Here is a 21,454-nt window from a genome sequence, read left to right as displayed (position 1 = left end):
TTTTGTCCGCATCGCGCGCTATGAAGCCGGCCACAGCCCGTAGCCACTCAGCAGGACGAATACAGATCATGAATTTCGCGGTTCGCACTCTCGGCCTCACCTCGGGCGCTTTGGCTCTGGCGCTGTCAGCCAATACCGCCAGAGCACAGGCTGCGCCGGCCAATTTGCTCCCCGCGGAAAATCAGCCCGCCGCGCAAGCGCCCGCATCAGAACCATCCGCTGATGTTGCTGCAACAGCTGCGCCGCTGGTGCAGCAATGGTCGCCTGCCAATGCCCGCGCGCTGCAGGCGGTGATTGCCGGGATCGGCGCCGAAGGGCTCGACCCGGCGGATTATCGGCCTGCCGAACTGCAAGCGGCGCTGTCGGCCGGCCCGGGCGCGGAGCTTGACCAAATGGCCAGCCGCACCTTTGCCTGGCTGGTCGAGGATCTGCGCGACGGGCGCACGCCGATGTCGGCCCGCCGCCAGTGGTTCGTGGTCGATCCCGATGCCGACCGGATGCCGACCGCCGAGGTGATGACCCGCGCGCTTACCAGCGGCGACATCGCCGGCGCACTGGCCATGCTCAACCCGACGCATCCTGATTATGCGCGGCTGAAACAGGAACTGGCGACCACTACCGATCCGCGCCGGACCAAGCTGATCCGCGCCAATATGGATCGCTGGCGCTGGCTCGCGCGCGATCTGGGCAGCCAGTATCTCATTACCAATGTCCCCGAATATCAGCTCCGGCTGACGGTCAATGACAAGATTATCAGCACCTATCGTACAATTGTCGGGAAGCCGGGGCGAACGGCCACGCCGCAACTGGCCGAAACGGTCGAAGGGGTAATCTTCAACCCGACCTGGACGGTGCCGCAATCGATCGTGCGCGGCGAGGGGCTGGGGGCGCGCGTGCTCGGCAACCCGGCATGGGCACGGCGCGCGGGCTATGTCGGGACGCGCGGGGCCAACGGGTTCGTCACCGTGGTCCAGCAGCCTGGGCCCGGCAATTCGCTTGGCCTGATGAAGCTCGACATGCCCAATCCGCACGCCATCTTCCTGCATGACACGCCCAACCGCGGGCTGTTCAATCAGGCCAATCGTGCGCTCAGCCATGGCTGCGTGCGGACCGAGCGGGCGCAGGAACTGGCGATCACGCTGGCTATCCTCGGCAACAATGCGACCACCCCCGAAGCGCGGCAGGCGGCCGCCGCGGAGGCGGTGCGGATCTCCACCTCGGGCAAATATACCCGTGTCCCGGTCGAGCGGCGGATGCCGGTCTACATCACCTATTTCACCATGGCGCAGGACATTAACGGCAATCTGGCGACCTTCGCCGACATCTATGGGCGCGACGCCCCGGTGCTGGCGGCATTGGACGCCCCGCGCCAGGAAAACCGCGCCCGCCGCACCAGCGAAGAAGCGGTCGAGATCATCGACGATTTGCAGACGACCTGAGCCAGTCAGAAGACCCCAGGGTTCTCGCGCGGGCCGTAATTTGGCTGCGGGTTCAGCAGTTGAAGCTGGCCCGGCGGTGGGGGTGGGGGGACGCCGTCGGGCATCAGGCCCAGGCGGTCGGCAAACAGCAACCGACCGCCCGCAAGCTGCTGCAAGGCAATGCGAAAATCGGCCACACCCATCGCAAAGCAGCCGTTCGACCGGCCCAGCCGGCCCCAGCGATCGACATGGCTGCGTTCGGCGTAATGCGCGCGGTGCAGCACGATCGCCCGGTCGAGCGCGTTCGAATTGGTCGGGTCGAGGCCCATCAGGCGCACCGACACACCGAACTGGCCGGTGTACCAGTTACGGCTGGCATAAGCCCCGCGGCTGGTCGCGTTCGAGCCGTGGACATTCGAAAACCAGTTGAGCCAGCCATCATGTTCCGGGTCGGACCCAGAGCCATGCGAACAGAGATAGGAATTGACCGAACCCTGTTCGAGATTGACGAAGTGGAGCCGGGGATAGGCCGAATGCAGCCCGAAATCGGCGATGCCGACAATGTCATGCTTCCACAGGATTCCGGCCGGCGCGCGCGCCAGCTCGCGGCGCGCGATCTCGAACAGCGCGCGGTCGCGCTGGCCGAGCGCGGTGGGCGCGGCCGGCACGGTGGCCGCCTGGGCCAGCCCGCGCACCGGCACCGCCATCGCCGCGCCGGCAGCAAGGCCACCCTTCAACAGATCACGCCGTTTCATCGTCCGGCGCCTAGCAGCCCGCCATTAGCCGCGCCATGAACGAGGCGTGGGCCGTTCCCCTCGTGCGACCAGGCGCGCCGTTCATTCCGCGGCCACCGCCGTGTGGGTGGCGTTACCGGCATCGCTCATCCCGGCTTCGATTTCGGCGGCTTTGGCTTCGACCAGGCGGACGATGTGGTCGAGCATCGCGCCGCTTTCGACGTGGTGGTCGGTCACGCCCGACAGATAGACCATGTGCTTGCCCGCGCCGCCGCCAGTAATGCCAATATCGGTTTCGCGCGCTTCGCCGGGGCCGTTGACGACGCAGCCGAGCACCGACAGGCTCATCGGGGTCTTGATGTGTTCGAGCCGCGCCTCAAGAGCCTCGACCGTGCGGATCACGTCAAAGCCCTGCCGGCTGCACGACGGGCACGAGACGATCCGCACCCCACGCGTGCGCAGTCCCAGTCCTTTGAGGATCTCGAACCCGACCTTGACCTCCTTCTCCGGCTCGGCCGAGAGCGAGACGCGGATCGTGTCGCCGATGCCGGCCCACAGCAGGCTGCCGATGCCGATGGAGGATTTGACCGTCCCGCCGATCAACCCGCCGGCTTCGGTAATGCCGAGATGCAGCGGGCAATCGACCGTTTCGGCCAGCGCCTGATAGGCGGCGACGGCAAGGAACACGTCGCTCGCCTTCACCGCCACCTTGTAGTCGTGAAAATCGTGGTCCTGCAGCAGCCTGATATGGTCGAGCGCGCTTTCGACCAGCGCCTCGGGGCAGGGTTCGCCATATTTCTCGAGCAGGTCCTTTTCGAGGCTCCCAGCATTGACGCCGATGCGGATCGCGCAGCCATTGGCCTTGGCCGCGCGGACCACCTCTGCCACGCGTTCGGAGGAACCGATATTGCCCGGATTGATCCGCAGGCAGGCCGCGCCCGCATCGGCGGCTTCGAGGGCGCGCTTGTAGTGGAAATGGATGTCGGCCACCAATGGCACGCGGGCGGCGCGGGCGATCTGGCGGAAACTGGCGGTCGATTCCTCGGTCGGGCAGGATACGCGGATGATATCCGCGCCGGCATCCTCGCAGCGGCGGATCTGGTCGATCGTCGCCACCGCATCCTCGGTCGGGGTGTTGGTCATCGTCTGCACGGTGATCGGCGCATCGCCGCCCACCGGGACATTGCCGACCATGATCTGGCGGCTGGGACGGCGGATGATGGTTCGCCAGGGGCGGATCGCGTTCATGGCCTGGCCCTTTAGCAGCAAGCGGAGCGCGGCGGAACACGCGCGATTGCAGCGGCGCGCAAAATCGGCAAGCAGAGGCGCGATGATACCCGACCCGCACCCGTCCCTGCCATCGCCCGCCATGCCCGACGGTCCGTTGCTGTTTGCCCGCCTGCTCGACGGCGAGGGCGGGGCGCGCGCGCTGGGCTGGTCCGAGGCGCAGGCCTGGCAGCCGGCCCGGCCGGGCGAGGTGCTGTGGACCCATCTCGACCGGACGATGCCCGACGTGCGCCCTTGGCTGAGCGGGGCGCTGGGGATACGCCCACCCACGCTCGACCTGCTGGTATCGGATTCCACCCGCCCGCGCGCGTTCCGCGAGGGCGATACGCTGGTGGCAACGCTGCGGGCGATCAATTTCAACCCCGGCGCCGAGCCCGAAGATATGGTGTCGCTCCAGCTGTGGAGCGACGGCGCCCGCGTCGTCACCCTGCGCCGCCTGCCGCTGCAAACCACCCGCGATATCGTACAGGAACTGAACGAGGCCCGCGGCCCGGTGGATGCCGGCGCGTTGATCACCCGGCTGATCGAACACATCATCACCCGGATGAGTGCGGCGATCATCGACCTCAACGATCAAATCGACGAGCTGGACCGGCGTCAAGTGCGCGGCACACCGGACGCGATGGTCAGCGAGATTGCCGAAGTTCGCCGCGGCGCATTGGCCTTGCAACGGCACATGGGGCCCGAACACGTCGCGCTCGAAAGCATCAGCCGCGATGCACCCGATTGGTTCGAGGACCACGACCGGCGCGAGATCGGCGAGACGATCTTCCGCCTGAAACGCTATCTCGAGGATATCGACATCAGCAAGGAAAGCGCGGTGGTGCTGATGGATGAATTGCGCGCGCGGGCGCTCGCCCGGTCGGACCGCACCAATTATCTGCTGACGCTGGTGGCGACGATCTTCATGCCGCTGACCTTTCTGACCGGCCTTATCGGGATGAATGTCGAGGGCATCCCCTATGCGACCGATCCGCAAGCGTTCTGGTGGATCGTTCTGCTGTGCCTCGCTCTGGTGTTCGGGATGGTGCTGCTGTTCCGCTGGTGGAAATGGCTCTGATCAGGGCCGGAAACTCTCGCCCACCAGCTCTTCCGATACAGTCCACAGACGCTCGGCCGCCTCATCGTCATAGGCGTAGGATCTGACGCCCCCATGCGGATCGGCATCGTCTTGGGCGGCGATATGGCAATCCTCGCAATAGACCCCGCCTTTGCCGGCAAGCTCGGGCGCGGTGGCGGCCCAAGCGGTGGTTGCGGCGCCTTGCGGGATGGTCTTGAAGGCGCTGGCCCCGGCAGCCGTCGCGTCCTGCATCCGCGCGACCAGTTCCTTCAGATCATCCTGCGTCAGATGGCGGCCGAGATTGGTGGCAATGCCGCCCGGATGAACGGCAAACACATCGATCCCGCGCGGCGCCAGCCGCTGTTGCAATGCGCGGGTGAACAGGATGTTGGCGGTCTTGGACTGGCCGTAGGCTTCCCATTTGTCATAGGGGCGCTGTGTGAAATCGAGATCGGAAAAATCCACCCCGGCGCGGTGATGTGCCCGGCTCGACAGGTTCACGATCCGTTTGGCTGAACCCGCTTCGACCGAGGGCAGCAAATATTTCGTCAGCAGGAAATGCCCGAGGTGATTGGTGCCGAACTGGGTTTCGAACCCGTCGGCGGTGGTCCCCTGCGGGCAGGCCATGACCCCGGCATTGTTGATCAGGACGTCGATCACCGGGAACCGGCTTGCGGCCTCCTCGCCTGCCGCGCGCACGCTGGCGAGCGAGGCAAGATCGACCACAAGCGTCTCGACCTCGGCGCCGGGTATCTCGGCACGGATCGCGTCGGCGGCGGCGGCAAGCTTGCCTTCGTCACGCGCGGCCAGCACGACGCGCGCGCCCCGCGCCGCCATGGCCCGCGCGGTTTCCTGACCCAGCCCCGAGGCGCCGCCGGTGATTAAGATTGTCTGCCCGGCAAGATCGCATCCGGCCAGCACCTCGTCCGCAGTCGATTGGGCGTTGAAAACGGTCATCCGGTGGTCCTTTCAGGCAAGGTCGAGCTGGTAGAGCAACTCATCGTCGCGGTGGTCGCCCACCCAGAAGTCGATATCGGCGATGTGGCGAAAGCCATAGCGCCCATAAAACCGCTGCGCGCGGTAATTCTCTGCCCAGACGGAGAGCAAGATGGCGTCGTGCCCGCCGCTGCGCGCGGTGGCGATTGCCCAGTCCATCAGCGCCGCCCCGATACCCCGGCCCGTGGCGCCGGGCGCGGTATAGAGCTGGCCCAGTTCGACCGGGCGGCGCGCGGCACTGTGCCGGGCATAATCGCTCGGATCACGCAGCTTGGCATAGCCGATCAGCCGGCCCTCTTCTTCGGCCAGACAATGCGTGCAGCGCGCGCCGGCAATCTCCTCGGCAACGGCCTCGTCGGAAAACACGGCATCGAGGAACGCGGCCAGATCGCGTGGTTGGTAGAGGTCACCGAAGGCGGCGACGAAGCTGTCGCGGCCGAGTGCGGCGAGCGGCGCGGTATCGGCCAAAGAAGCGGGGCGCAGGATCATGCCTGCGCCCCTATCACGGGCCCCTATGGGCCGGAAAGCCGGTCAGGCGCCCGGCGGCAGCGGATCGTTGGCGCGGTGCGCGTCGGAAATCGCCTCGGCGCGGACTTCGGCGCTCTTTTCGCGCGCGGCGAGCGCCTGCGCCTTCGTATCGGCGTGCTCAAGCTTCTTCGCGGCCCATTCGCGGCCACCGAGCCCGAAGGCCAGCGCCGCCGCGACCGCGCCGCCGATGACGAGCGCGCCAAAGCCCATGCGGACGATGTCGTTGCCGACCCCCATGAACTCGAGGCCCATGAAGGTAAACAGCACGATGGTCGCCCATTTGACGATCCCTGCGGCCAAGCCGGTTTCGTCGGACCCGCCGATCATCCGCGCCAAAAGGCGGGCGATCAGGAAGCCAGCCATGATCACCACGGCGCCGAAAATTACCCTTCCGCCCAGTTCGAGCACGCGGTCGAGGATCGCGGTCAGTTCGGGGAAGCCCAGCAGGCGGGTGGCGGCAATCGCGGCGAACAGCATGATCGCGATCTGGGCGATCCGCGCGACGACCGAAGATAGCGTGGTCCCGGCTGGCAGGATATCCGCTTCGGCAATCGCCCGGTCCGCGCCGAGACCCGGCAGCACTTCCTTGAGGATCTGCACCACGAAGCGGCTGATGACATAGCCGAGGCCAAGGATGATCGCGGCGCCGAGGATGCGCGGAATGGCATCGAAGATCATCCGCAGCATATCGGATGCCGGGCGCGAGATGGTCTCGATATCGAGCGCTTCGAGCGCGGCAATCGCCACCGGGATGATGATCAGCACATAGACGATCGTGCCGATGGTCTTGCTGATCGCGCTGTTGCCGGTGACGCTATCGACCCCGCCACGATTAGCCCAGCGGTCGAAATCGACAGTCTGGAGCGCGGTGACAACCAGATCGCGCACGATCCGCGCAACGATCAGCCCGATGAAGAAGATCAGCGCCGCGCCGATCAGATTGGGCAGGAACGCCATCACCGAATTCAGCATCTGCTGGACCGGGCCCATCACGCCGCTGAGGTTGAACACCTGCAGCACCGCGACGAGGCCGAACAGCCAGACCAGCAGCGACACGATCCGCCCCAGCGATTCGCCGAGGCTGGAGCCGCTGCCCGTGTGGCGGCGGAAAAAGGCGACATTGTCGACCAGCTTGGCAAACGCCCATTTTGCGGCTCGGGCCAGCGCCCAGGTGGCGAGCAGGATCAGCGCGGCCAGGATCACCTTTTGCATGATGTCCGTCGCCAGCGACTGGTCGAAATAATAATTGCCTATGCGCATTGGCTGCACTCCCCATGTTCCGCCCGATCTGGCGCCGGACGGTCTGCGACACCTGGCAGCCTATCATGCAAGTGCCTGAGCGCCAAACACGAAGCGGGTGGCGCGGCGGGCGGCGTGTGTTAGGCTTGGCGTCATGAAAACACTCGCTCTTGCCGCGCTCGCCCTTGGCCTCGCTGCTGTCCCGTTTGCCGCGCAAGCAGCCGAACCGCCCCGCTGGTCGGTCGCGATCCATGGCGGTGCCGGTACGCTGTCGCGCGCGGACATGACGCCTGAGCGCGAGGCCGAATACCGCGCCGCGCTGCAAGGCGCGCTGGCGGCGGCGAGCGCGATCCTTGCGGCGGGCGGCAGCGCGATGGACGCGGTCGAGGCGGCGATCGTCCTGATGGAGGATGACCCCAAGTTCAACGCCGGGCGCGGCGCGGTGTTCACCTGGGATGGGCGCAACGAGCTTGACGCAGCGATCATGGACGGCGCCACCCGCGCGGCCGGTGCGGCGACCGGGGTGACAAGCATCAGAAACCCCATCCGCCTCGCCCGCGCGATCCTGCGCGACGGGCGGCACGTTTTCCTGAGCGGGGCGGGGGCCGAACAGTTCGCCGCGGAACGGGGGCTCGAAACCGCGCCGCCCGACTATTTCGCCACCGAACCGCGCCGTCGCGCGCTCGAACGAATGAAGGCCGAACAGATCTCGGCGCTGGAGGTCGATCTCAAATTCGGCACCGTCGGGGCGGTCGCGCGCGATGCGGCCGGGCACCTCGCGGCGGGCACGTCGACCGGGGGGATGACGGGCAAGCGCTGGGGGCGGATCGGCGATTCGCCGGTTATCGGTGCGGGCACCTATGCCGACGACCGGGCCTGCGCCGTCTCGGCCACCGGTTCGGGGGAATATTTCATCCGCACCGCCGCCGCGCACGAGATCTGCGCCCGCATCCGCCTTGCCGGCGAAGCGCCACAAGGCGCCGCCGATGCAGTGATCGCCGAGATCGGCGCGCTGGGCGGCGAGGGCGGGGTGATCCTGATGACCCCGGCGGGCGAGGCGCTGTTCAGTTTCAACAGCAGCGGCATGTATCGCGGGCGGGCCGACAGCACCGGCGTTAACGAGGTGGCAATCTTCGCAGCCGACGCCGAATAAACGCTAACCGCGCGGCCGGCCCTGCCGATAGGTGCCGAGCATCCGCACGTGCTTTGAATGGAACGCCAGCTCTTCCAGCGCGCGGTCAACCGCCGGATCGCCGGGTGCGCCAATGATATCGGCATAGAACATGGTCGCCGAAAAGCTCGCCCCCTGCTGGTAGCTTTCAAGCTTGGTCATGTTGACCCCGTTGGTGGCGAACCCGCCCATCGCCTTGTAGAGCGCGGCCGGGATGTTCTTGACCTCGAACACGAAGGTGGTGACGGTCGCCTGGCCTGCGAGATCCGCCGGGCGCAGCGGTTCGCGCGCCAGCACGACAAAGCGGGTCATATTGTCGTGCGCGTCCTCAACCCCATGCTCGGCAACGGTGAGGCCGTAGAGTTCGGCTGCCAGTTCGGGCGCGATGGCGGCCAGCGCAGGATCGCCCAGTTCGGCAACATGAGCGGCGGCCGCCGCGGTATCGGAGAACGCCAGCGGCACAATCCCGCGCTCGCGCAGGAAGAAGCGCGACTGGCCGAGCGCCTGCGGATGGCTGTAGGCGGCGCGAAACGGCCCCGCGCCCATACCCATCAGCGCGTGGCGGATCGGCATGAAATATTCGCCAACGATCGACAGGCCGCTTTCGGGCAGCAGGAAGTGGATATCGGCGACCCGCCCGTTCTGGCTGTTCTCGATCGGGATAATCGCCCGCCCGGCCCGCTCCTGCTTCACCGCGTCGATCGCATCTTCGAAGCTGAAACACGGCAGCGGCAGAGCATCAGGCGCATATTCCTGCGCCGCGCGATGCGAATTCGCCCCCGGGGCGCCCTGCAGCGCGATCGCCCGCGCGGGATCAGCGGCGGCCGCCGCACGCAGCCGTTCAACCAGGGCCAGGGCAGGGCCAGGAAAACTGTCCATCGCCACCCGCGCTAGCGTGCGGGCCCGGACGGGGCAAGAACCCGGACTGTCAGCCGACCGGCAGAGCAGGCTTGCGCGGCGGCCCTGTGCTTACTAGAGCCTCGCGCATCTCAAACCCTATCGCGATGCGAGCCGGAACCTTCGACCCATGCAAGACCGCTTCAACACTGCCGCCGGATGGCTTCTGTTTTCGGGCGTCGTCGCGCTCGGCCTGTCGAGCGTGTCGAGCCGTCTGTTCCACACCGAACGGCCGGAAGAAATGGGCTACCCGATCGCCGGGGTCGAGGCGGATGGCGGCGCGGATAGTGGGCCGGGCCTCGGCGCATTGCTAGCCGCCGGCGATGTGGCCAAGGGTGAAGCGGTGTTCGCCAAGTGCACAGCCTGTCACACCATCAATGCCGGTGGCGCCAACGGTATCGGGCCGAACCTTAACGGCGTGCTCGGCAAGCCGATTGGCAAGCATGTTCCGGGCTTTGCCTATTCGGCGGCGTTGTCGGGCCATGGCGGCGACTGGACCTACGAGAACATGGATGCCTGGCTCAAGAGCCCGCGCGGCTTTGCCAATGGCACCAAGATGAGCTTTGCCGGCCTGTCGAGCGCGGAAGACCGCGCCAATCTGATGCTGTTCCTGCGCGCCAATGGCGGCGGGCCCGAACTGCCGGCGGCCGAAGCGGCGCCCGCAGCAGAGGGTGCGGCACCGGCAGACGGCGCGGCAGCGCCTGCCGATGGCACGGCAGCCCCGGCAGAAGGCGGAGCCGAAGGCGCGACGGCTGCGCCCGCACCCGTTGCGGGTCAGCCGGCTACGCCTGTCCAGGCCGCCGGCGCTACCAGTTCGGCTCAGCCAGTAGCTGCCACGCAGGCAGCCCCGGCAGCGGGCACCCGCTAGAGCGACCAGCCAAGGCCACCGCCGGTTATTCGGCGCGGCCCTTGAACCCCTGCGCCACGACATACCATTCCGACGAGCCCTTGCGGCTCGCCGGTGGCTTGGCGTGCTTGACCGTGCGGAAGTGCCGCTTGAGCAGCGCCAGCAGTTCGGTATCGGTCCCGCCGGCCAGCACCTTGGCGACAAAGGTGCCGCCATCGTCGAGGTTCTCGACCGCAAACCAAGCGGCCGCCTCGACCAGCCCCATGGTCCGCAGATGATCGGTCTGCTTGTGCCCGACCGTGTTGGCGGCCATGTCGCTCAGCACCAGATCGGGCGACCCACCCAGCGCCGCCGTCAGCGCGGCTGGCGCGGCGTCGGCCATGAAATCCATCTGCAGCAGCGTGACGCCTTCAAGCGGTTCGGTTTCGAGCAGGTCGATCCCGACCACCTCGGCCCGCGGGGCAAGCTTGCGCACGACCTGCGCCCATCCGCCCGGCGCAACGCCCAGATCGACCACGCGCCGCGCGCCTTTCAGCAGCGCGAACTTCTCGTCCAGTTCGATCAGCTTGTAGGCCGCACGGCTGCGATAGCCTTCGGCCTTGGCCTGCCGGACATACGGGTCGTTGAGCTGGCGTTCGAGCCAGCGGGTGGAACTGGCGGTGCGCCCGCGCGAGGTCTTGACCCGCCGGTCGGGATTGCGGCCGGAACGGGCCATCAGGCGGGCCTGGCGCGCGGGCGGGGCGGTACGCGGACGGGACCGTCGATCGCCATCAGCGAGCGCAATATGCCCTCGCGAATACCGCGATCAGCCACGCCCAGCTGCGCGGCAGGCCAGATATCGAGGATCGATTCGAGGATCGCGCAGCCGGCCACCACCAGATCGGCCCTGTCGGGCCCAATGCAGGGAAGCGTGCGGCGTTCATCGAACGGCATGGTCGACAGCCGGTCGCTGATCGCCCGCATCGCCGGTGCCGGCACGATCAGCCCGTCAACCGCGCGGCGATCGTAATGGGTCAGTTCGAGATGCAGGCTGGCGAGCGTGGTGACGGTTCCGCTGGTCCCGAGTAAGCGGATTGTTTCGGTGCTCGCGCGCGCGCCGGAAATGCGCTCGGCAAAGGGGGCGAAGCTTTCGAGCACGGTGCGCCGCATGGCCCGGTAACGGTTCGCGCGCTGCTCGCCCGACGCGCCCTCGTCGCGCCCGATCGTGTCCGACAGCGAAACGACCCCCCACGGCACGCTCTGCCAGTCGATGATGCGCGGGACTGCGCCGCCCGCCTCGACCAGCACCAGTTCGGTAGAGCCGCCGCCAATATCGAAAATGATCGCTGGCCCCGTTCCGCGATCAAGCAGGACGTGGCAGCCGAGCACGGCCAGCCGCGCTTCCTCCTGCGCCGAGATGATGTCGAGCGCGATGCCGGTTTCGGCGCGTACGCGGGCAATGAACTCCGCGCCATTGGCCGCGCGGCGACAGGCTTCGGTCGCCACCGAGCGGGCGAGCTGGACATTGCGGCGGCGCAGTTTCTCCGCACAGATATGCAGCGCGCCCATTGCCCGCTCCATCGCCGCATCGGACAGACGACCGGACATCGCCAGCCCTTCACCCAGCCGAACGACGCGACTGAACGCGTCGATGACAGTGAAGTCAGGGCCGGAAGGACGGGCGATCAGAAGCCGGCAATTATTGGTGCCGAGATCGAGCGCGGCATAGGCCTGCCGTATGTGGCCATTACCACGCGGCCGCTGCAGTGCGGGCTGACGCGGCGACGGGGCGGAGGGACGCTTGTAGCGAAAATCGGCTACCTTGCCGGACGTCTGTCCCTGCTTGTGACCTGCCCTTTTCTGCGTGTCCGGCGGAGAGATATCCGCCATCGTAATGCTTTCTGTTCCTCCCGCACGAGTTCAGCCCGGCGGGGACTTGTTGTCACCCTAACCCAGCGTCGGGCGCGCGGCAAGCGGGGGCGCGGCGAGGTCGGGCTTGACCAAGCCTGACGGCGAAACTAGATGCGCCCCTCGCCCAGCGGCCTATGCGCGTGGCGACCTGATGCCCCGTCCTCTAATGGTAAGAGAGCGGACTCTGACTCCGTCAATCAAGGTTCGAATCCTTGCGGGGCATCCAGCTTTTCTAGCATTCTTGCCACACCGCTTGTCGCACGGTGAGCGTGCGCCTATCCCGCGCAGATGAACGATAGTGAGAAAAGCGAGCGCGATCTGACGGATCGCAAATTCTACCCGGCCGACCAGGAAGTCGATTTCGCTGACCAGCAGGAAGGCACGCCGCAGACCCGCCACCCGGCCTATCGGTTGGCGTTCCGCGATACCGATTTCCTGCTGCGCGATGAACTGCGCCCGGTGCGCTTCCAGCTCGAATTACAGAAGCCCGAAATGCTGCTGGAAGAGGCGGGGGTCGGCTCGACGCTGGTGGTTTATGGCTCTGCGCGCATTCCTTCCGAAACGCAGGCCGCCGAGCTGCTCGAAGCCGCGGCCGACCTGCCCGAGCGCGAGCGCATGGTGGCCGAGCGGCTGGCGGCCAAGGCACGCTATGTCACGCAGGCTCACGCGCTGGCGCGGATTGCCAGCGAGCGGGCGATCATCGAGAACGGGCAGCGGCAGTTCGTAGTCTGCTCGGGCGGCGGCCCGTCGATCATGGAAGCGGCGAACAAGGGCGCATCGGACGCCAATGCCGAATCGGTCGGGCTCAACATCGTGCTGCCGCACGAACAGGCGCCAAATCCCTATGTGACCCCGCATCTCAGCTTCCAGTTCCACTATTTTGCGCTGCGCAAGATGCATTTCCTGATGCGCGCGCGGGCGGTGGCGGTCTTCCCCGGCGGGTTCGGCACGTTCGACGAGTTTTTCGAACTGCTGACGCTGATTCAGACAGGCAAGATGAAGCCGATCCCGGTGCTGCTGTTCGGTCGCGAGTTCTGGGAACGGGTGGTGAATTTCGAGGCGCTGGCCGAGGAAGGCACGATCAGCCATGCCGATCTCGACCTGTTCCGCTGGTGCGAAACCGCCGAAGAGGCGTGGGGCCATATCAAGGCATTCTACAAGCTCGACTGAGGCTCAGCCGCGCACGGCCTGATGGCCCAGCGGGCCGTGACCGACGCCGTAACCGGGCGCGGCGGCAATTGCCCGGCGCACAAACTCGCGCCCCAGCCGCACCGCGTGCGGCAAAGCCTGTCCGTGGCCGAGCAGGGTGGCGATCGCCGATGACAGCGTGCAGCCCGTGCCGTGCGTGCTGGTGGTGTCGATCCGCGCATGGTCGAAGGAATGAAACGCCCCGTCCGGCCAGACCAGATAATCGTGGACCCGCAGCGGATCGCGCGCATCATGCCCGCCCTTGGCGAGCACGGGCGCGTCGCACCGTTCGGCAAGGTGGTGCGCCGCCGCGTGGATCTGCTCGGTGGTGTCGGTGGGGAGACCCGTCAGCCGGGCCAGTTCGGGCAGGTTGGGCGTGACAAGAGCAGCGCGGGGCAGCAGCTGCGCGGTCAGCGCCCTCATCGCGGCATCATCGGTCAGCACCGCGCCCGAGGTGGCGACCATCACGGGATCGACGACGATGGGCGCATCCACCGCTTGCAAAGCCTCCGCCACGACCGCGACGGTCGCTTCATCGGCGAGCATCCCGATCTTGACCGCGTCCGCTCCGACATCATCTACGCAGGCGGCGATCTGCTCGGCGATCATGGAGCCTGGCACGGGATGGATCGCGCTCACCCCGGTGGTATTCTGCGCAGTGATCGCGGTGATTGCGGTCATCGCGTAGCCGCCCAGCATGGTGATGGTCTTGATATCGGCCTGGATGCCTGCCCCGCCGGACGAATCCGATCCGGCAATGGCGAGGATGCGCGGGGGGCGCGCGTTGTCAGCTGGCGGCAGCATGGCGCACCGCGTCGCAGATGCTGTCCACCGCGCGTTCAACCTGCGCCGCATCGTCGCCTTCGGCCATCACCCGGATGAGCGGCTCGGTGCCCGATTTGCGGATCACCAGCCGCCCGCCGCTCCCAAGGTCGCTCTGGGCATCGGCAATCGCCTGGCGGACCTTGGCATCGGCCAGCGGATCGCCCCCGGCGAAACGGACATTCTTGAGCAGTTGCGGCACCGGATCGAACTGGTGCAGCAGCTCGCTCGCCCGCTTGCCCGATTGCACCAGCGCCGCCAGCACTTGCAGCGCCGCCACCGTACCGTCGCCGGTGGTCGCATGGTCGAGCAGGATCATGTGCCCCGATTGCTCGCCGCCGACATTATAACCCTGCGCCTTCATCGCCTCGAGCACGTGCCGATCGCCGACCTTGGTGCGAACCAGATTGAGGCCGTGGCCGCCGAGGAACCGTTCAAGCCCGAGATTGGACATCACCGTCGCCACCACGCCGCCGCCGCGCAGCTTGCCCTGACGGGCCCATTCCATCCCGATCAGTGCCATGATCTGGTCGCCATCGACCGTCTCGCCCTTTTCGTCGACCACGATGAGCCGGTCGGCATCCCCATCAAGCGCGATGCCGATATCGGCACCGCTGGCAACCACGGTGGACTTGATCGCATCGAGCGCGGTCGAGCCGACCCCGTCATTGATATTGCGCCCATTGGGCGCAACGCCAAGCGCGACCACTTTCGCCCCCAGCTCCCAGATTGCCGAGGGGGCTACCTGATAGGCTGCGCCATTGGCGCAATCGAGCGCGATCTTGAGCCCGTCCAGCCGGATATTGTCAGGCAAAGTGCGCTTGACGTCGTGAATGTAGCGGCCGGCCGCGTCATCGATCCGCCGGGCGCGGCCAATCTCGGTCGCCGCGGCGAGCGTACAACCATCAGGCGCATCGAGCGCGGCCTCGATCGCCTCTTCATCGGCATCAGACAGCTTGAACCCGTCTGGCCCGAACAGCTTGATGCCATTGTCCTGATAGGGGTTGTGGCTGGCCGAGATCATCACGCCCAGATCGGCGCGCATCTCGCGCGTCAGCATGGCGATTGCCGGGGTGGGCAAGGGGCCGGTCATGATGACGTCCATCCCGACGCTGGTGAACCCTGCCACCAGCGCGCTCTCCATCATGTAGCCCGACAGCCGCGTGTCCTTGCCGATCACCACCCGGTGCCGGTGATCGCCGCGCAGGAAATGGCGACCGGCCGCCTGGCCCACGCGCATCGCGGTGGCGGCGGTCATCACGCCTTCATTGGTGCGCCCGCGAATGCCGTCAGTGCCGAAAAACTTGCGTGTCATCGTATTTTGCCCGAACCTCGGTCGATGGATGTGCGGGCGCTTGTGGCGTGTCGCAGCGGGTAAGGGAAGGGGCTGCGGTGAGCGAGACAGTGCACGACACGAGTACCCGTCCCGCCCCGCCGGGCGACGAAAACGGCCTGGTCGCGATCCGCCTGCCCGTGTGGTGGACGTTGGGCGGGCTGGTCGCCGGCCTGGTTGCCGGGATGCTGCTGGCCGGAAGCGCAGCCGCCGACAGCGTGCTGTCGGTGACGGGACCGCTCGGCAGCCTGTGGCTGCGCGCCTTGCAGATGACGATTATTCCGCTAGTCGCGGCGCTGCTGGTGGTCGGCATTGCGCGGATGGCCGAAGCCGCGCGGGCCGGGCCGGTGGCACGGCGGATGCTGCTCATCATCGCTGCGATGCTGGTGCTGGGCGGAGTGATCGCGGTAACCGTGATGCCGCTGCTGCTCAGCGCCTTTCCGATACCCCCTGAAGCTGCCGCGCTGATGGCCGGCGGGGCGGCCGGTGCGGCGGGTGAAGTCCCCGGCATCACCGACTTCATAACCTCGCTGGTGGCGCCCAATGTGATCGCCGCCGCGGCCGAGACAGCGACCTTGCCGCTGACGGTGTTCTTCGCGCTGTTCGCGCTTGCGGTGGCGCGGCTGCCCGCGGGCCAACGGGCGCAGATGATCGGCTTCTTCGTCGCACTGGGTAACGCGATGCTGATCCTGATCGGCTGGGTGCTGTTCCTCGCCCCGGTGGGCGTGTTCGCGCTGGCGCTGGGCGTGGCGGTGGAGGCAGGCGGGGGCGCCTTTGCCGCGTTTGCCCATTACATTCTGGTGGTGTCCGCAGTCGGCGTGATCGTCACGCTGGTCGGCTATCTTGTCGCGGTGCTGATCGGCCGCCACTCCCTGCTTGGTTTTGCGCGAGCTATGCTGCCCGCACAGGCGGTGGCGATTTCGACCCAGAGCTCGCTCGCCAGCCTGCCGGCCATGCTCGCCAGCGCGCGGCGACTGGGTATTCGCGAAAGCACGGCGGATTTCGTCTTGCCGCTGGCGGTGGCGATTTTCCGCGCGACCAGCCCGGCGATGAACCTCGCCGTTGCGCTCTATGTCGCGGCGCTGGCGGGCATAACCCCCGGCCCGGCGCAACTGGCCGCCGGCGTGGCGGTGGCGTTCATCATCAGCATCGGCTCTGTCAGCCTGCCCGGCACGATCAGCTTCGTCATCTCGGTCGGCCCGATCGCGCTCGCGATGGGCGTGCCGGTTGAGCCGCTGGCGCTTTTGGTCGCGGTCGAGATGCTGCCCGACATCGTCCGGACGGTCGGCAATGTAACCCAGGATGTGGCGCTCGCCACGGCATCGGATCGAGCCGCGACGGATCTGCACGGGGAAAACGCCGACAGTGCTGCAACGAACGGCCCTCTGGCGCATTGAATGAGTGAACTGCTGACAACCAACACACGCGGAGGAATATCATGGCTTTCAAGCTGATCGACCTGCCTTATGGCAGAGACGCGCTCGACCCGGTCATTTCGGCAGAAACGCTGTCGTATCATCATGGCAAGCATCACCAGACCTACATCGACAAGACCAACGACGCGATCAAGGACACCGACCTCGCCGACAAGTCGCTGGAAGAGGTGATCAAGGCCGCGCGCGGCAGCAATCAGGGGCTGTTCAACAATTCGGCGCAAAGCTGGAATCACGGGTTCTACTGGCATTCGCTGACGGGCGAAACCGGCAAACCCGAAGGCAGGCTGGCCACCATGATCGACGAGGCGTTCGGCTCGCTCGACGAACTCAAAACCAAGCTCAAGGATCGCGGCGCGGGGCATTTCGCCAGCGGCTGGGTGTGGCTCGCTGAAAAAGGCGGCAAGCTGTCGATCGAGGAAACCCATGATGGCGACACGCTGGCCGATCAGGGCTTCAACCCGCTGCTGACGATCGACGTGTGGGAACACGCCTATTATCTCGATCACCAGAATGCCCGGCCGAAATATCTCGCCGGGGTGGTGGACGAAAAGCTTAACTGGGCGTTTGCCGCTGAAAATCTGGAGCGGGGCGAAACCTGGAAATATCCCGGCTGACCCGCCAGCGTTTGACCAAACGAGACCCCGCCAGCGCTGTTGGCGGGGTTTTCTTTGCTTTACCGGCTGGCAGCCGGGATCACGCTTTCGCCCTCTTTTGCATCGGCTTCTGCATCGAGCAGCCGTTCGGGAAACAGCGGCTCGCCAAACATGAATCCGATCAGATTGGGCCGCCCGGTATGTTCGATGAACGCTGTCACGGTCAGCAGGATCGGCACCGACAGCAGCGCACCGGCCACCCCCCAGATCCAGGTGAAATAGCTCAGCGCGATCAGGATCATCACCGGGTTCATGGTGAACCTCGCGCCTAGAATCGAGGGGGTGACGATATTCGATTCGACCGTGTGGAGCGCCAGATAGGCCGCCGCCGGGACAAGCCCGAGGAGAATGGTGTCGCTGGTGCCGATCCCGAACAGGGCGAGCAACCCGACCATCAGCAGCGGCCCGACATAGGGTAGAAAGTTGAGCAGCATCGCCAGCCCGCCCCACATGATCGGCGCGTCGAGCCCCAATGCCCAGGCACCGAGGCCAGCGATCAGCCCGACGCCCGCATTCACCCACGACACAGTGAAAATGTAGGCGGCAACCCGGTCCTGCACCTCACGGATGACCCGGGCGGCCTTGATGCTCGATCCGAAATCGGCCCGTTCGAACAGCAGATGGCGCCGCAGGCGGGTCCGCGCCTCGATCATGAAATAGGTCATCAGGAAAGTCAGCAATACCTCGATCACCACGCTGGGCGTGGCGAAGGCGACCTGTTCAAGAAAAGATGGCGTGGCCAGCACCACCTCGCGCCCGCCGGTGTTTCCGGTCAACCGGGCCAACTGCTCGTTGATCTGCGAAATCCATGCGAATTCGTCACGCAGTTCGCTGAACCGGTTGCCGACCTGCGCGATCAGTTGCGGAACCTTGTCGAACAGGTCGATGGCCGGCTGTAATACCAGCGCCAGCGCGGCGAGCAGCACGGCAAAAAAGACCATCAGCGCCAGGATCGAGGCGAGCGCGTTGGGCACGCCCCAGCCAGCGATCCGGTCGGCCAGCGGCGACAGGATGATCGTAAGGACAATCGCCGTCACCAGCGGCAGAAACACAACCGATCCGATCGACAAGACGAAAGGCAGCGCCATGAAAAGGCCCAGGCCAAGGATCACCACCAGCGCCGAGACCAACCGCAATTCCTGCTCGGCAAACGCGGCGCGGCGGACGGCGCGCGCCACCGAGGCGGACACTGGCGCGCCTGAGTTGCCTTGAGCACCGCCGATCAGCGTATTGTCGGGCCCGGGATCAGGTGTCGCCGCATCCATTGGCCGGGTTGTGACGGGGATTGCGGCGATGGACAAGCACTGCCCGCGGGCACCGGTTATTTTCCGGTGCCGGTGTATCCTGCTGACACATCGTCGAGTTCTTGCAGGATCGCGCGATGGGCTGGATCATCATCAATCGTTCGGCGGGGAATGGTCCCGTCCTCGAGCATGGCGTTGAGCGCCGCCCGTGCGCGGCCCACCCGGCTCTTTATCGTCCCCACTGCACAGCCGCAGATCTCGGCCGCCTCCTCGTACGAAAAGCCACCGGCACCGACCAAAAGCAACGCCTCGCGCCGTTCAGGCGGCAGGGTCAGCAAGGCGCGATGCATGTCCGACAGATGGATCGGCTCCTCCTGGCCAGCAGGCGCAGTGAGAATGCGCTCGGCAACCGTCTCGTCATATTCACCGCGGAAGCGGTTGCGGCGCATATCAGTGAGATAGGCATTGCGCAGGATCACGAAGGTCCACGCCCGCATGGATGTGCCGGGCTCGAACCGGTCCTGAGCCGCCCAGGCCTTCAGCAACGCCTCCTGCACGAGATCGTCGGCCATGTCCGGCCGTCCGCAGAGGCCGCGCGCGAACGCCCGCAGGTGCGGCACGACCTCGGTCAGCTCGCGTTTGAAATCGGCCTTCTCGCGGGCCGTTCGGGCTTCGCTCATCTGTCGGGTTGGTCCAATTTGTCGAGCAGGTCCTTGAAACTGTCGGGCAGGGGCTCTTCTATGACTTGGTCGTAAAGCTGGCGCAGCCCCGATGCCCAGGCCGGCGCGGCATGGTTTTTTCGCACAGGCTTCGGGGCTGACCCGGCTGACGCGTGACCTTCGAAATCCATGATCTGATAAAGTTCCTTGCGCCGGCAGCGACAAAACGCAGGGCCGGAAAAATATAACACAGATTGATTATAGCGGGGAACGAACCGCCCGTAGCGTTGTTCCCCGCACGACCGGTTTCGCGTCTAGTCAATGGCGATTTTCAGGGCAAGTGTCCTGCCGGTGCAGGCGCTGCTTGAAACAGGGAACGGACGTGGCCAGTACAGTAGACCGAGGTCTGACCCGGCGTTGGCTGATCGAATATCCGCGCGCTGTGCCGGTGGCCATATTTCTGCTGGTCATGTCGATCACCCTGCTCAGCGTATTTGCAATTGAGCGCGGGGCGCGGCTCAAGGAGCAGGCCAATATGCGGGAAACCGCGCGCGCCGTCGCCTCGGCGCTGGAGCGGCGCGGGGCGACAGCATCATCGTACCTGCGCGCCGGCGCAGCGTTGTTCTCCACGGCCGGTGAAGTGCAGCCCGATATCTTTACCCGGTTCGTCAGCGAATTGCGGATGGACAGCGACTATCGCGGGGTCGAGGGGCTGGGCTGGGCCCAAGCGGTGAACGCAGCCGACGCGCCGGAATTCGAACGCGACCGGCTGAGCGGCGCTCCGGGCGAGGTGAAGATCCGCCCTGCTCCGACAAATGCGCGCGCGATCTTGTTTCCGGTAACCTATTTGCTGCCGGATACCCCGCGAAACCGCCGGGCGCTGGGCTACGACATGTATTCCGAAGCCGTCCGCCGCGAGGCGATGGACAGTTCGGTGCTAAGCGGCCGACCGACCGCCAGCGGCATGGTTGTGCTGCAACAGGAGGGCCGTCGGAAAGCACCCGGCTTCCTGATCTACATGCCGGTAATGATGAGCGCGGGGGGAGGCGAACGCCTGGCAGGGTTCATCTACAGCCCGTTCAACGCCAAAGACTTTCTGGAATCGGCGCTGATCCTTGAAAACCAGGGAGACAAAGGGGTTCGCCTCTATGACGACCATCTGGGCGACGGGGGCACCCTCATCGCCGAGTTGCCGCCCGAACGCCTTACCGGGATGACGATCACTCGTCCCGTCCAGATCGCCAACCGGACGATGATGCTCGAGGTCGAATCCTCGCGCGGCTCCGCCCTGTCGCAGATGTCCATGCTCACCCTCATTTTCGGGCTGATGGTCGCCAGCCTGCTGATGTTGATCGCGCGCTTGCTGACGCAGCAGGCGGTGGAGGACCAGTCCTCGCTGCGCTGGCTGGCGGAACAGAATTCGATCCGCAACACTCTGACCCGGGAACTGAACCACCGCGTCAAAAACACCCTCGCCAACGTCCTGTCGATCATTGCGCTGACCCGGCGACGGGCGACGCGGCTGGATGATTTTGCCGATACCCTGGATGGCCGCATCAGGGCACTATCGGCAACGCACGATTTGCTGACGCAATCGGAATGGGGTGAGACACCGATCAGCGATCTGGTGCGGGCAGAGCTCGCCCCATACGTGCAGGGTGACAGCGCCGCCGTGACGAGCAGCGGGCCCGATGTCGAGCTGGCGCCGAACGATGCCCTGTCGCTGGGGCTGGCCCTGCACGAGCTGTCAACCAACGCGGCCAAATACGGCGCCCTCAGCGTGCCTGACGGGCGGGTCAGCATTGATTGGCAGCTGGTGGCCGACAATTTGGTCGAGCTAAGCTGGGTTGAGACAGGCGGACCACAAGTTGCCGATACGCCGAATCGGGGCTTCGGCATGGACCTGATCCAGAAGATCCTCGCGCACGAGTTGAAGCACCCGGTGGAACTTCAGTTCGATCCCCGGGGCGTGCGCTGCCGGCTGCGCGTACCCGTGCGGCTGGCCAACGATTTCCAGATCCGCGCGCGAGGCTGACCTCGCGCCGATCAGCG

General features: G+C 66.1%; 21 protein-coding genes and 1 tRNA gene. 9 read left to right on the top strand and 13 right to left on the bottom strand.

The window, feature by feature from the left end:
* Window positions 1-68: 68 nt before the first annotated feature.
* A complete protein-coding gene (locus ILT46_RS07935) occupies window positions 69-1,439 on the top strand; it encodes a L,D-transpeptidase family protein (RefSeq protein ID WP_199504083.1) in 1,371 nt (456 codons plus the stop codon).
* Window positions 1,440-1,444: 5 nt separating this feature from the next.
* On the opposite strand, the gene ILT46_RS07930 is transcribed toward ILT46_RS07935, so the two are convergent.
* Entirely contained in the window at window positions 1,445-2,173 is a 729-nt protein-coding gene (locus ILT46_RS07930; protein WP_199504082.1) for a murein L,D-transpeptidase catalytic domain-containing protein, read from the bottom strand.
* Window positions 2,174-2,254: 81 nt separating this feature from the next.
* The gene (gene ispG / locus ILT46_RS07925; RefSeq protein ID WP_199504081.1) at window positions 2,255-3,400 is read right to left on the bottom strand and encodes a flavodoxin-dependent (E)-4-hydroxy-3-methylbut-2-enyl-diphosphate synthase; all 1,146 of its coding nucleotides are present in this window, start codon (window positions 3,398-3,400) and stop codon (window positions 2,255-2,257) included.
* Between the two features lie 82 nt (window positions 3,401-3,482).
* Between ispG and ILT46_RS07920 the strand changes: the two genes are divergently transcribed.
* Complete coding sequence (locus ILT46_RS07920; RefSeq protein ID WP_233397096.1) at window positions 3,483-4,499, top strand: zinc transporter ZntB; 1,017 nt, start codon at window positions 3,483-3,485, stop codon at window positions 4,497-4,499.
* On the opposite strand, the gene ILT46_RS07915 is transcribed toward ILT46_RS07920, so the two are convergent.
* The 3 genes from ILT46_RS07915 to ILT46_RS07905 are packed head-to-tail and all read right to left on the bottom strand — an operon-like array spanning window position 4,500 to window position 7,283.
* Window positions 4,500-5,456, bottom strand: coding sequence for an SDR family NAD(P)-dependent oxidoreductase (locus tag ILT46_RS07915; protein ID WP_199504080.1), 957 nt, complete (start codon window positions 5,454-5,456; stop codon window positions 4,500-4,502).
* 12 nt (window positions 5,457-5,468) lie between these two features.
* The gene (locus ILT46_RS07910) at window positions 5,469-5,984 is read right to left on the bottom strand and encodes a GNAT family N-acetyltransferase (RefSeq protein ID WP_199504079.1); all 516 of its coding nucleotides are present in this window, start codon (window positions 5,982-5,984) and stop codon (window positions 5,469-5,471) included.
* A 42-nt stretch (window positions 5,985-6,026) separates the two neighbouring features.
* A complete protein-coding gene (locus tag ILT46_RS07905; protein WP_199504078.1) occupies window positions 6,027-7,283 on the bottom strand; it encodes a mechanosensitive ion channel in 1,257 nt (418 codons plus the stop codon).
* Window positions 7,284-7,416: 133 nt separating this feature from the next.
* On the opposite strand from ILT46_RS07905, the gene ILT46_RS07900 reads away from it, so the two are divergent.
* Window positions 7,417-8,415 carry an isoaspartyl peptidase/L-asparaginase family protein gene (locus ILT46_RS07900; RefSeq protein ID WP_199504077.1) on the top strand — a complete coding sequence of 333 codons (999 nt, stop codon included), beginning with the start codon at window positions 7,417-7,419 and terminating at the stop codon, window positions 8,413-8,415.
* Between the two features lie 3 nt (window positions 8,416-8,418).
* On the opposite strand, the gene ILT46_RS07895 is transcribed toward ILT46_RS07900, so the two are convergent.
* Window positions 8,419-9,312, bottom strand: a complete 894-nt coding sequence (locus ILT46_RS07895) for a prephenate dehydratase (protein WP_199504076.1) — start codon at window positions 9,310-9,312, stop codon at window positions 8,419-8,421.
* 148 nt (window positions 9,313-9,460) lie between these two features.
* On the opposite strand from ILT46_RS07895, the gene ILT46_RS07890 reads away from it, so the two are divergent.
* On the top strand, window positions 9,461-10,198 hold the full coding sequence (locus ILT46_RS07890; protein WP_199504075.1) for a c-type cytochrome: 738 nt from the start codon (window positions 9,461-9,463) through the stop codon (window positions 10,196-10,198).
* 25 nt (window positions 10,199-10,223) lie between these two features.
* Here the strand turns inward: ILT46_RS07890 and ILT46_RS07885 are convergent, their stop codons facing one another.
* Window positions 10,224-10,892, bottom strand: coding sequence for an RlmE family RNA methyltransferase (locus ILT46_RS07885; protein ID WP_199504074.1), 669 nt, complete (start codon window positions 10,890-10,892; stop codon window positions 10,224-10,226).
* On the bottom strand, window positions 10,892-12,046 hold the full coding sequence (locus tag ILT46_RS07880; RefSeq protein WP_199504073.1) for a Ppx/GppA phosphatase family protein: 1,155 nt from the start codon (window positions 12,044-12,046) through the stop codon (window positions 10,892-10,894). Before ILT46_RS07880 ends, ILT46_RS07885 begins: the two co-directional genes overlap by 1 nt.
* A 173-nt stretch (window positions 12,047-12,219) precedes the next feature.
* Between ILT46_RS07880 and ILT46_RS07875 the strand changes: the two genes are divergently transcribed.
* Both ILT46_RS07875 and ILT46_RS07870 read left to right on the top strand, forming a co-directional pair.
* A tRNA-Gln gene (locus ILT46_RS07875) sits at window positions 12,220-12,293 on the top strand.
* Window positions 12,294-12,355: 62 nt separating this feature from the next.
* The gene (locus ILT46_RS07870) at window positions 12,356-13,237 is read left to right on the top strand and encodes an LOG family protein (RefSeq protein ID WP_199504072.1); all 882 of its coding nucleotides are present in this window, start codon (window positions 12,356-12,358) and stop codon (window positions 13,235-13,237) included.
* A gap of 3 nt (window positions 13,238-13,240) precedes the next feature.
* On the opposite strand, the gene thiD is transcribed toward ILT46_RS07870, so the two are convergent.
* Both thiD and glmM read right to left on the bottom strand, forming a co-directional pair.
* Window positions 13,241-14,059, bottom strand: a complete 819-nt coding sequence (gene thiD, locus ILT46_RS07865; RefSeq protein ID WP_199504071.1) for a bifunctional hydroxymethylpyrimidine kinase/phosphomethylpyrimidine kinase — start codon at window positions 14,057-14,059, stop codon at window positions 13,241-13,243.
* The gene (glmM, locus tag ILT46_RS07860) at window positions 14,043-15,392 is read right to left on the bottom strand and encodes a phosphoglucosamine mutase (RefSeq protein ID WP_199504070.1); all 1,350 of its coding nucleotides are present in this window, start codon (window positions 15,390-15,392) and stop codon (window positions 14,043-14,045) included. Before glmM ends, thiD begins: the two co-directional genes overlap by 17 nt.
* Window positions 15,393-15,469: 77 nt before the next feature.
* Between glmM and ILT46_RS07855 the strand changes: the two genes are divergently transcribed.
* Together ILT46_RS07855 and ILT46_RS07850 are read left to right on the top strand one after the other, a co-directional pair.
* Entirely contained in the window at window positions 15,470-16,807 is a 1,338-nt protein-coding gene (locus ILT46_RS07855) for a dicarboxylate/amino acid:cation symporter (RefSeq protein ID WP_370592384.1), read from the top strand.
* A gap of 41 nt (window positions 16,808-16,848) precedes the next feature.
* Window positions 16,849-17,460 (top strand): superoxide dismutase, encoded by a 612-nt coding sequence (locus ILT46_RS07850; protein ID WP_199504069.1) that lies wholly within the window; start codon window positions 16,849-16,851, stop codon window positions 17,458-17,460.
* A gap of 59 nt (window positions 17,461-17,519) precedes the next feature.
* Here ILT46_RS07850 and ILT46_RS07845 read toward each other — a convergent pair whose 3' ends face one another.
* From ILT46_RS07845 to ILT46_RS07835, 3 genes are read right to left on the bottom strand one after another with little or no spacing between them, the layout of a single operon-like run.
* Window positions 17,520-18,800, bottom strand: a complete 1,281-nt coding sequence (locus ILT46_RS07845; protein WP_233397095.1) for an AI-2E family transporter — start codon at window positions 18,798-18,800, stop codon at window positions 17,520-17,522.
* Window positions 18,801-18,820: 20 nt separating this feature from the next.
* Window positions 18,821-19,423 (bottom strand): sigma-70 family RNA polymerase sigma factor, encoded by a 603-nt coding sequence (locus ILT46_RS07840; protein WP_199504068.1) that lies wholly within the window; start codon window positions 19,421-19,423, stop codon window positions 18,821-18,823.
* Complete coding sequence (locus tag ILT46_RS07835) at window positions 19,420-19,593, bottom strand: NepR family anti-sigma factor (protein ID WP_199504067.1); 174 nt, start codon at window positions 19,591-19,593, stop codon at window positions 19,420-19,422. Before ILT46_RS07835 ends, ILT46_RS07840 begins: the two co-directional genes overlap by 4 nt.
* 191 nt (window positions 19,594-19,784) lie before the next feature.
* On the opposite strand from ILT46_RS07835, the gene ILT46_RS07830 reads away from it, so the two are divergent.
* Window positions 19,785-21,437: a CHASE domain-containing protein gene (locus tag ILT46_RS07830; protein WP_370592383.1), complete on the top strand. Its 1,653-nt coding sequence runs from the start codon at window positions 19,785-19,787 to the stop codon at window positions 21,435-21,437.
* Window positions 21,438-21,454: the final 17 nt, after the last annotated feature.

It is taken from the genome of Qipengyuania sp. YIM B01966 (genome assembly GCF_016461955.1).
Classification (GTDB): Bacteria; Pseudomonadota; Alphaproteobacteria; order Sphingomonadales; family Sphingomonadaceae; genus QFOP01.
Note: the sequence above shows the minus strand (reverse complement) of the source record. Positions and strands in the feature narration are given on the sequence as shown.

Bases quoted from the DNA above. Each gene is read 5' to 3' on its own strand.
- ILT46_RS07920 (WP_233397096.1), top strand. From the start codon at position 3,483: ATGATACCCGACCCGCACCCGTCCCTGCCATCGCCCGCCATGCCCGAC.
- ILT46_RS07840 (WP_199504068.1), bottom strand. From the start codon at position 19,423: ATGAGCGAAGCCCGAACGGCCCGCGAGAAGGCCGATTTCAAACGCGAG.
- ILT46_RS07850 (WP_199504069.1), top strand. From the start codon at position 16,849: ATGGCTTTCAAGCTGATCGACCTGCCTTATGGCAGAGACGCGCTCGAC.
- ILT46_RS07880 (WP_199504073.1), bottom strand. From the start codon at position 12,046: ATGGCGGATATCTCTCCGCCGGACACGCAGAAAAGGGCAGGTCACAAG.
- ILT46_RS07890 (WP_199504075.1), top strand. From the start codon at position 9,461: ATGCAAGACCGCTTCAACACTGCCGCCGGATGGCTTCTGTTTTCGGGC.
- ILT46_RS07870 (WP_199504072.1), top strand. From the start codon at position 12,356: ATGAACGATAGTGAGAAAAGCGAGCGCGATCTGACGGATCGCAAATTC.
- ILT46_RS07885 (WP_199504074.1), bottom strand. From the start codon at position 10,892: ATGGCCCGTTCCGGCCGCAATCCCGACCGGCGGGTCAAGACCTCGCGC.
- ILT46_RS07915 (WP_199504080.1), bottom strand. From the start codon at position 5,456: ATGACCGTTTTCAACGCCCAATCGACTGCGGACGAGGTGCTGGCCGGA.
- ILT46_RS07900 (WP_199504077.1), top strand. From the start codon at position 7,417: ATGAAAACACTCGCTCTTGCCGCGCTCGCCCTTGGCCTCGCTGCTGTC.
- thiD (WP_199504071.1), bottom strand. From the start codon at position 14,059: ATGCTGCCGCCAGCTGACAACGCGCGCCCCCCGCGCATCCTCGCCATT.
- ILT46_RS07895 (WP_199504076.1), bottom strand. From the start codon at position 9,312: ATGGACAGTTTTCCTGGCCCTGCCCTGGCCCTGGTTGAACGGCTGCGT.
- ispG (WP_199504081.1), bottom strand. From the start codon at position 3,400: ATGAACGCGATCCGCCCCTGGCGAACCATCATCCGCCGTCCCAGCCGC.
- ILT46_RS07905 (WP_199504078.1), bottom strand. From the start codon at position 7,283: ATGCGCATAGGCAATTATTATTTCGACCAGTCGCTGGCGACGGACATC.
- ILT46_RS07835 (WP_199504067.1), bottom strand. From the start codon at position 19,593: ATGGATTTCGAAGGTCACGCGTCAGCCGGGTCAGCCCCGAAGCCTGTG.
- glmM (WP_199504070.1), bottom strand. From the start codon at position 15,392: ATGACACGCAAGTTTTTCGGCACTGACGGCATTCGCGGGCGCACCAAT.
- ILT46_RS07930 (WP_199504082.1), bottom strand. From the start codon at position 2,173: ATGAAACGGCGTGATCTGTTGAAGGGTGGCCTTGCTGCCGGCGCGGCG.
- ILT46_RS07935 (WP_199504083.1), top strand. From the start codon at position 69: ATGAATTTCGCGGTTCGCACTCTCGGCCTCACCTCGGGCGCTTTGGCT.
- ILT46_RS07910 (WP_199504079.1), bottom strand. From the start codon at position 5,984: ATGATCCTGCGCCCCGCTTCTTTGGCCGATACCGCGCCGCTCGCCGCA.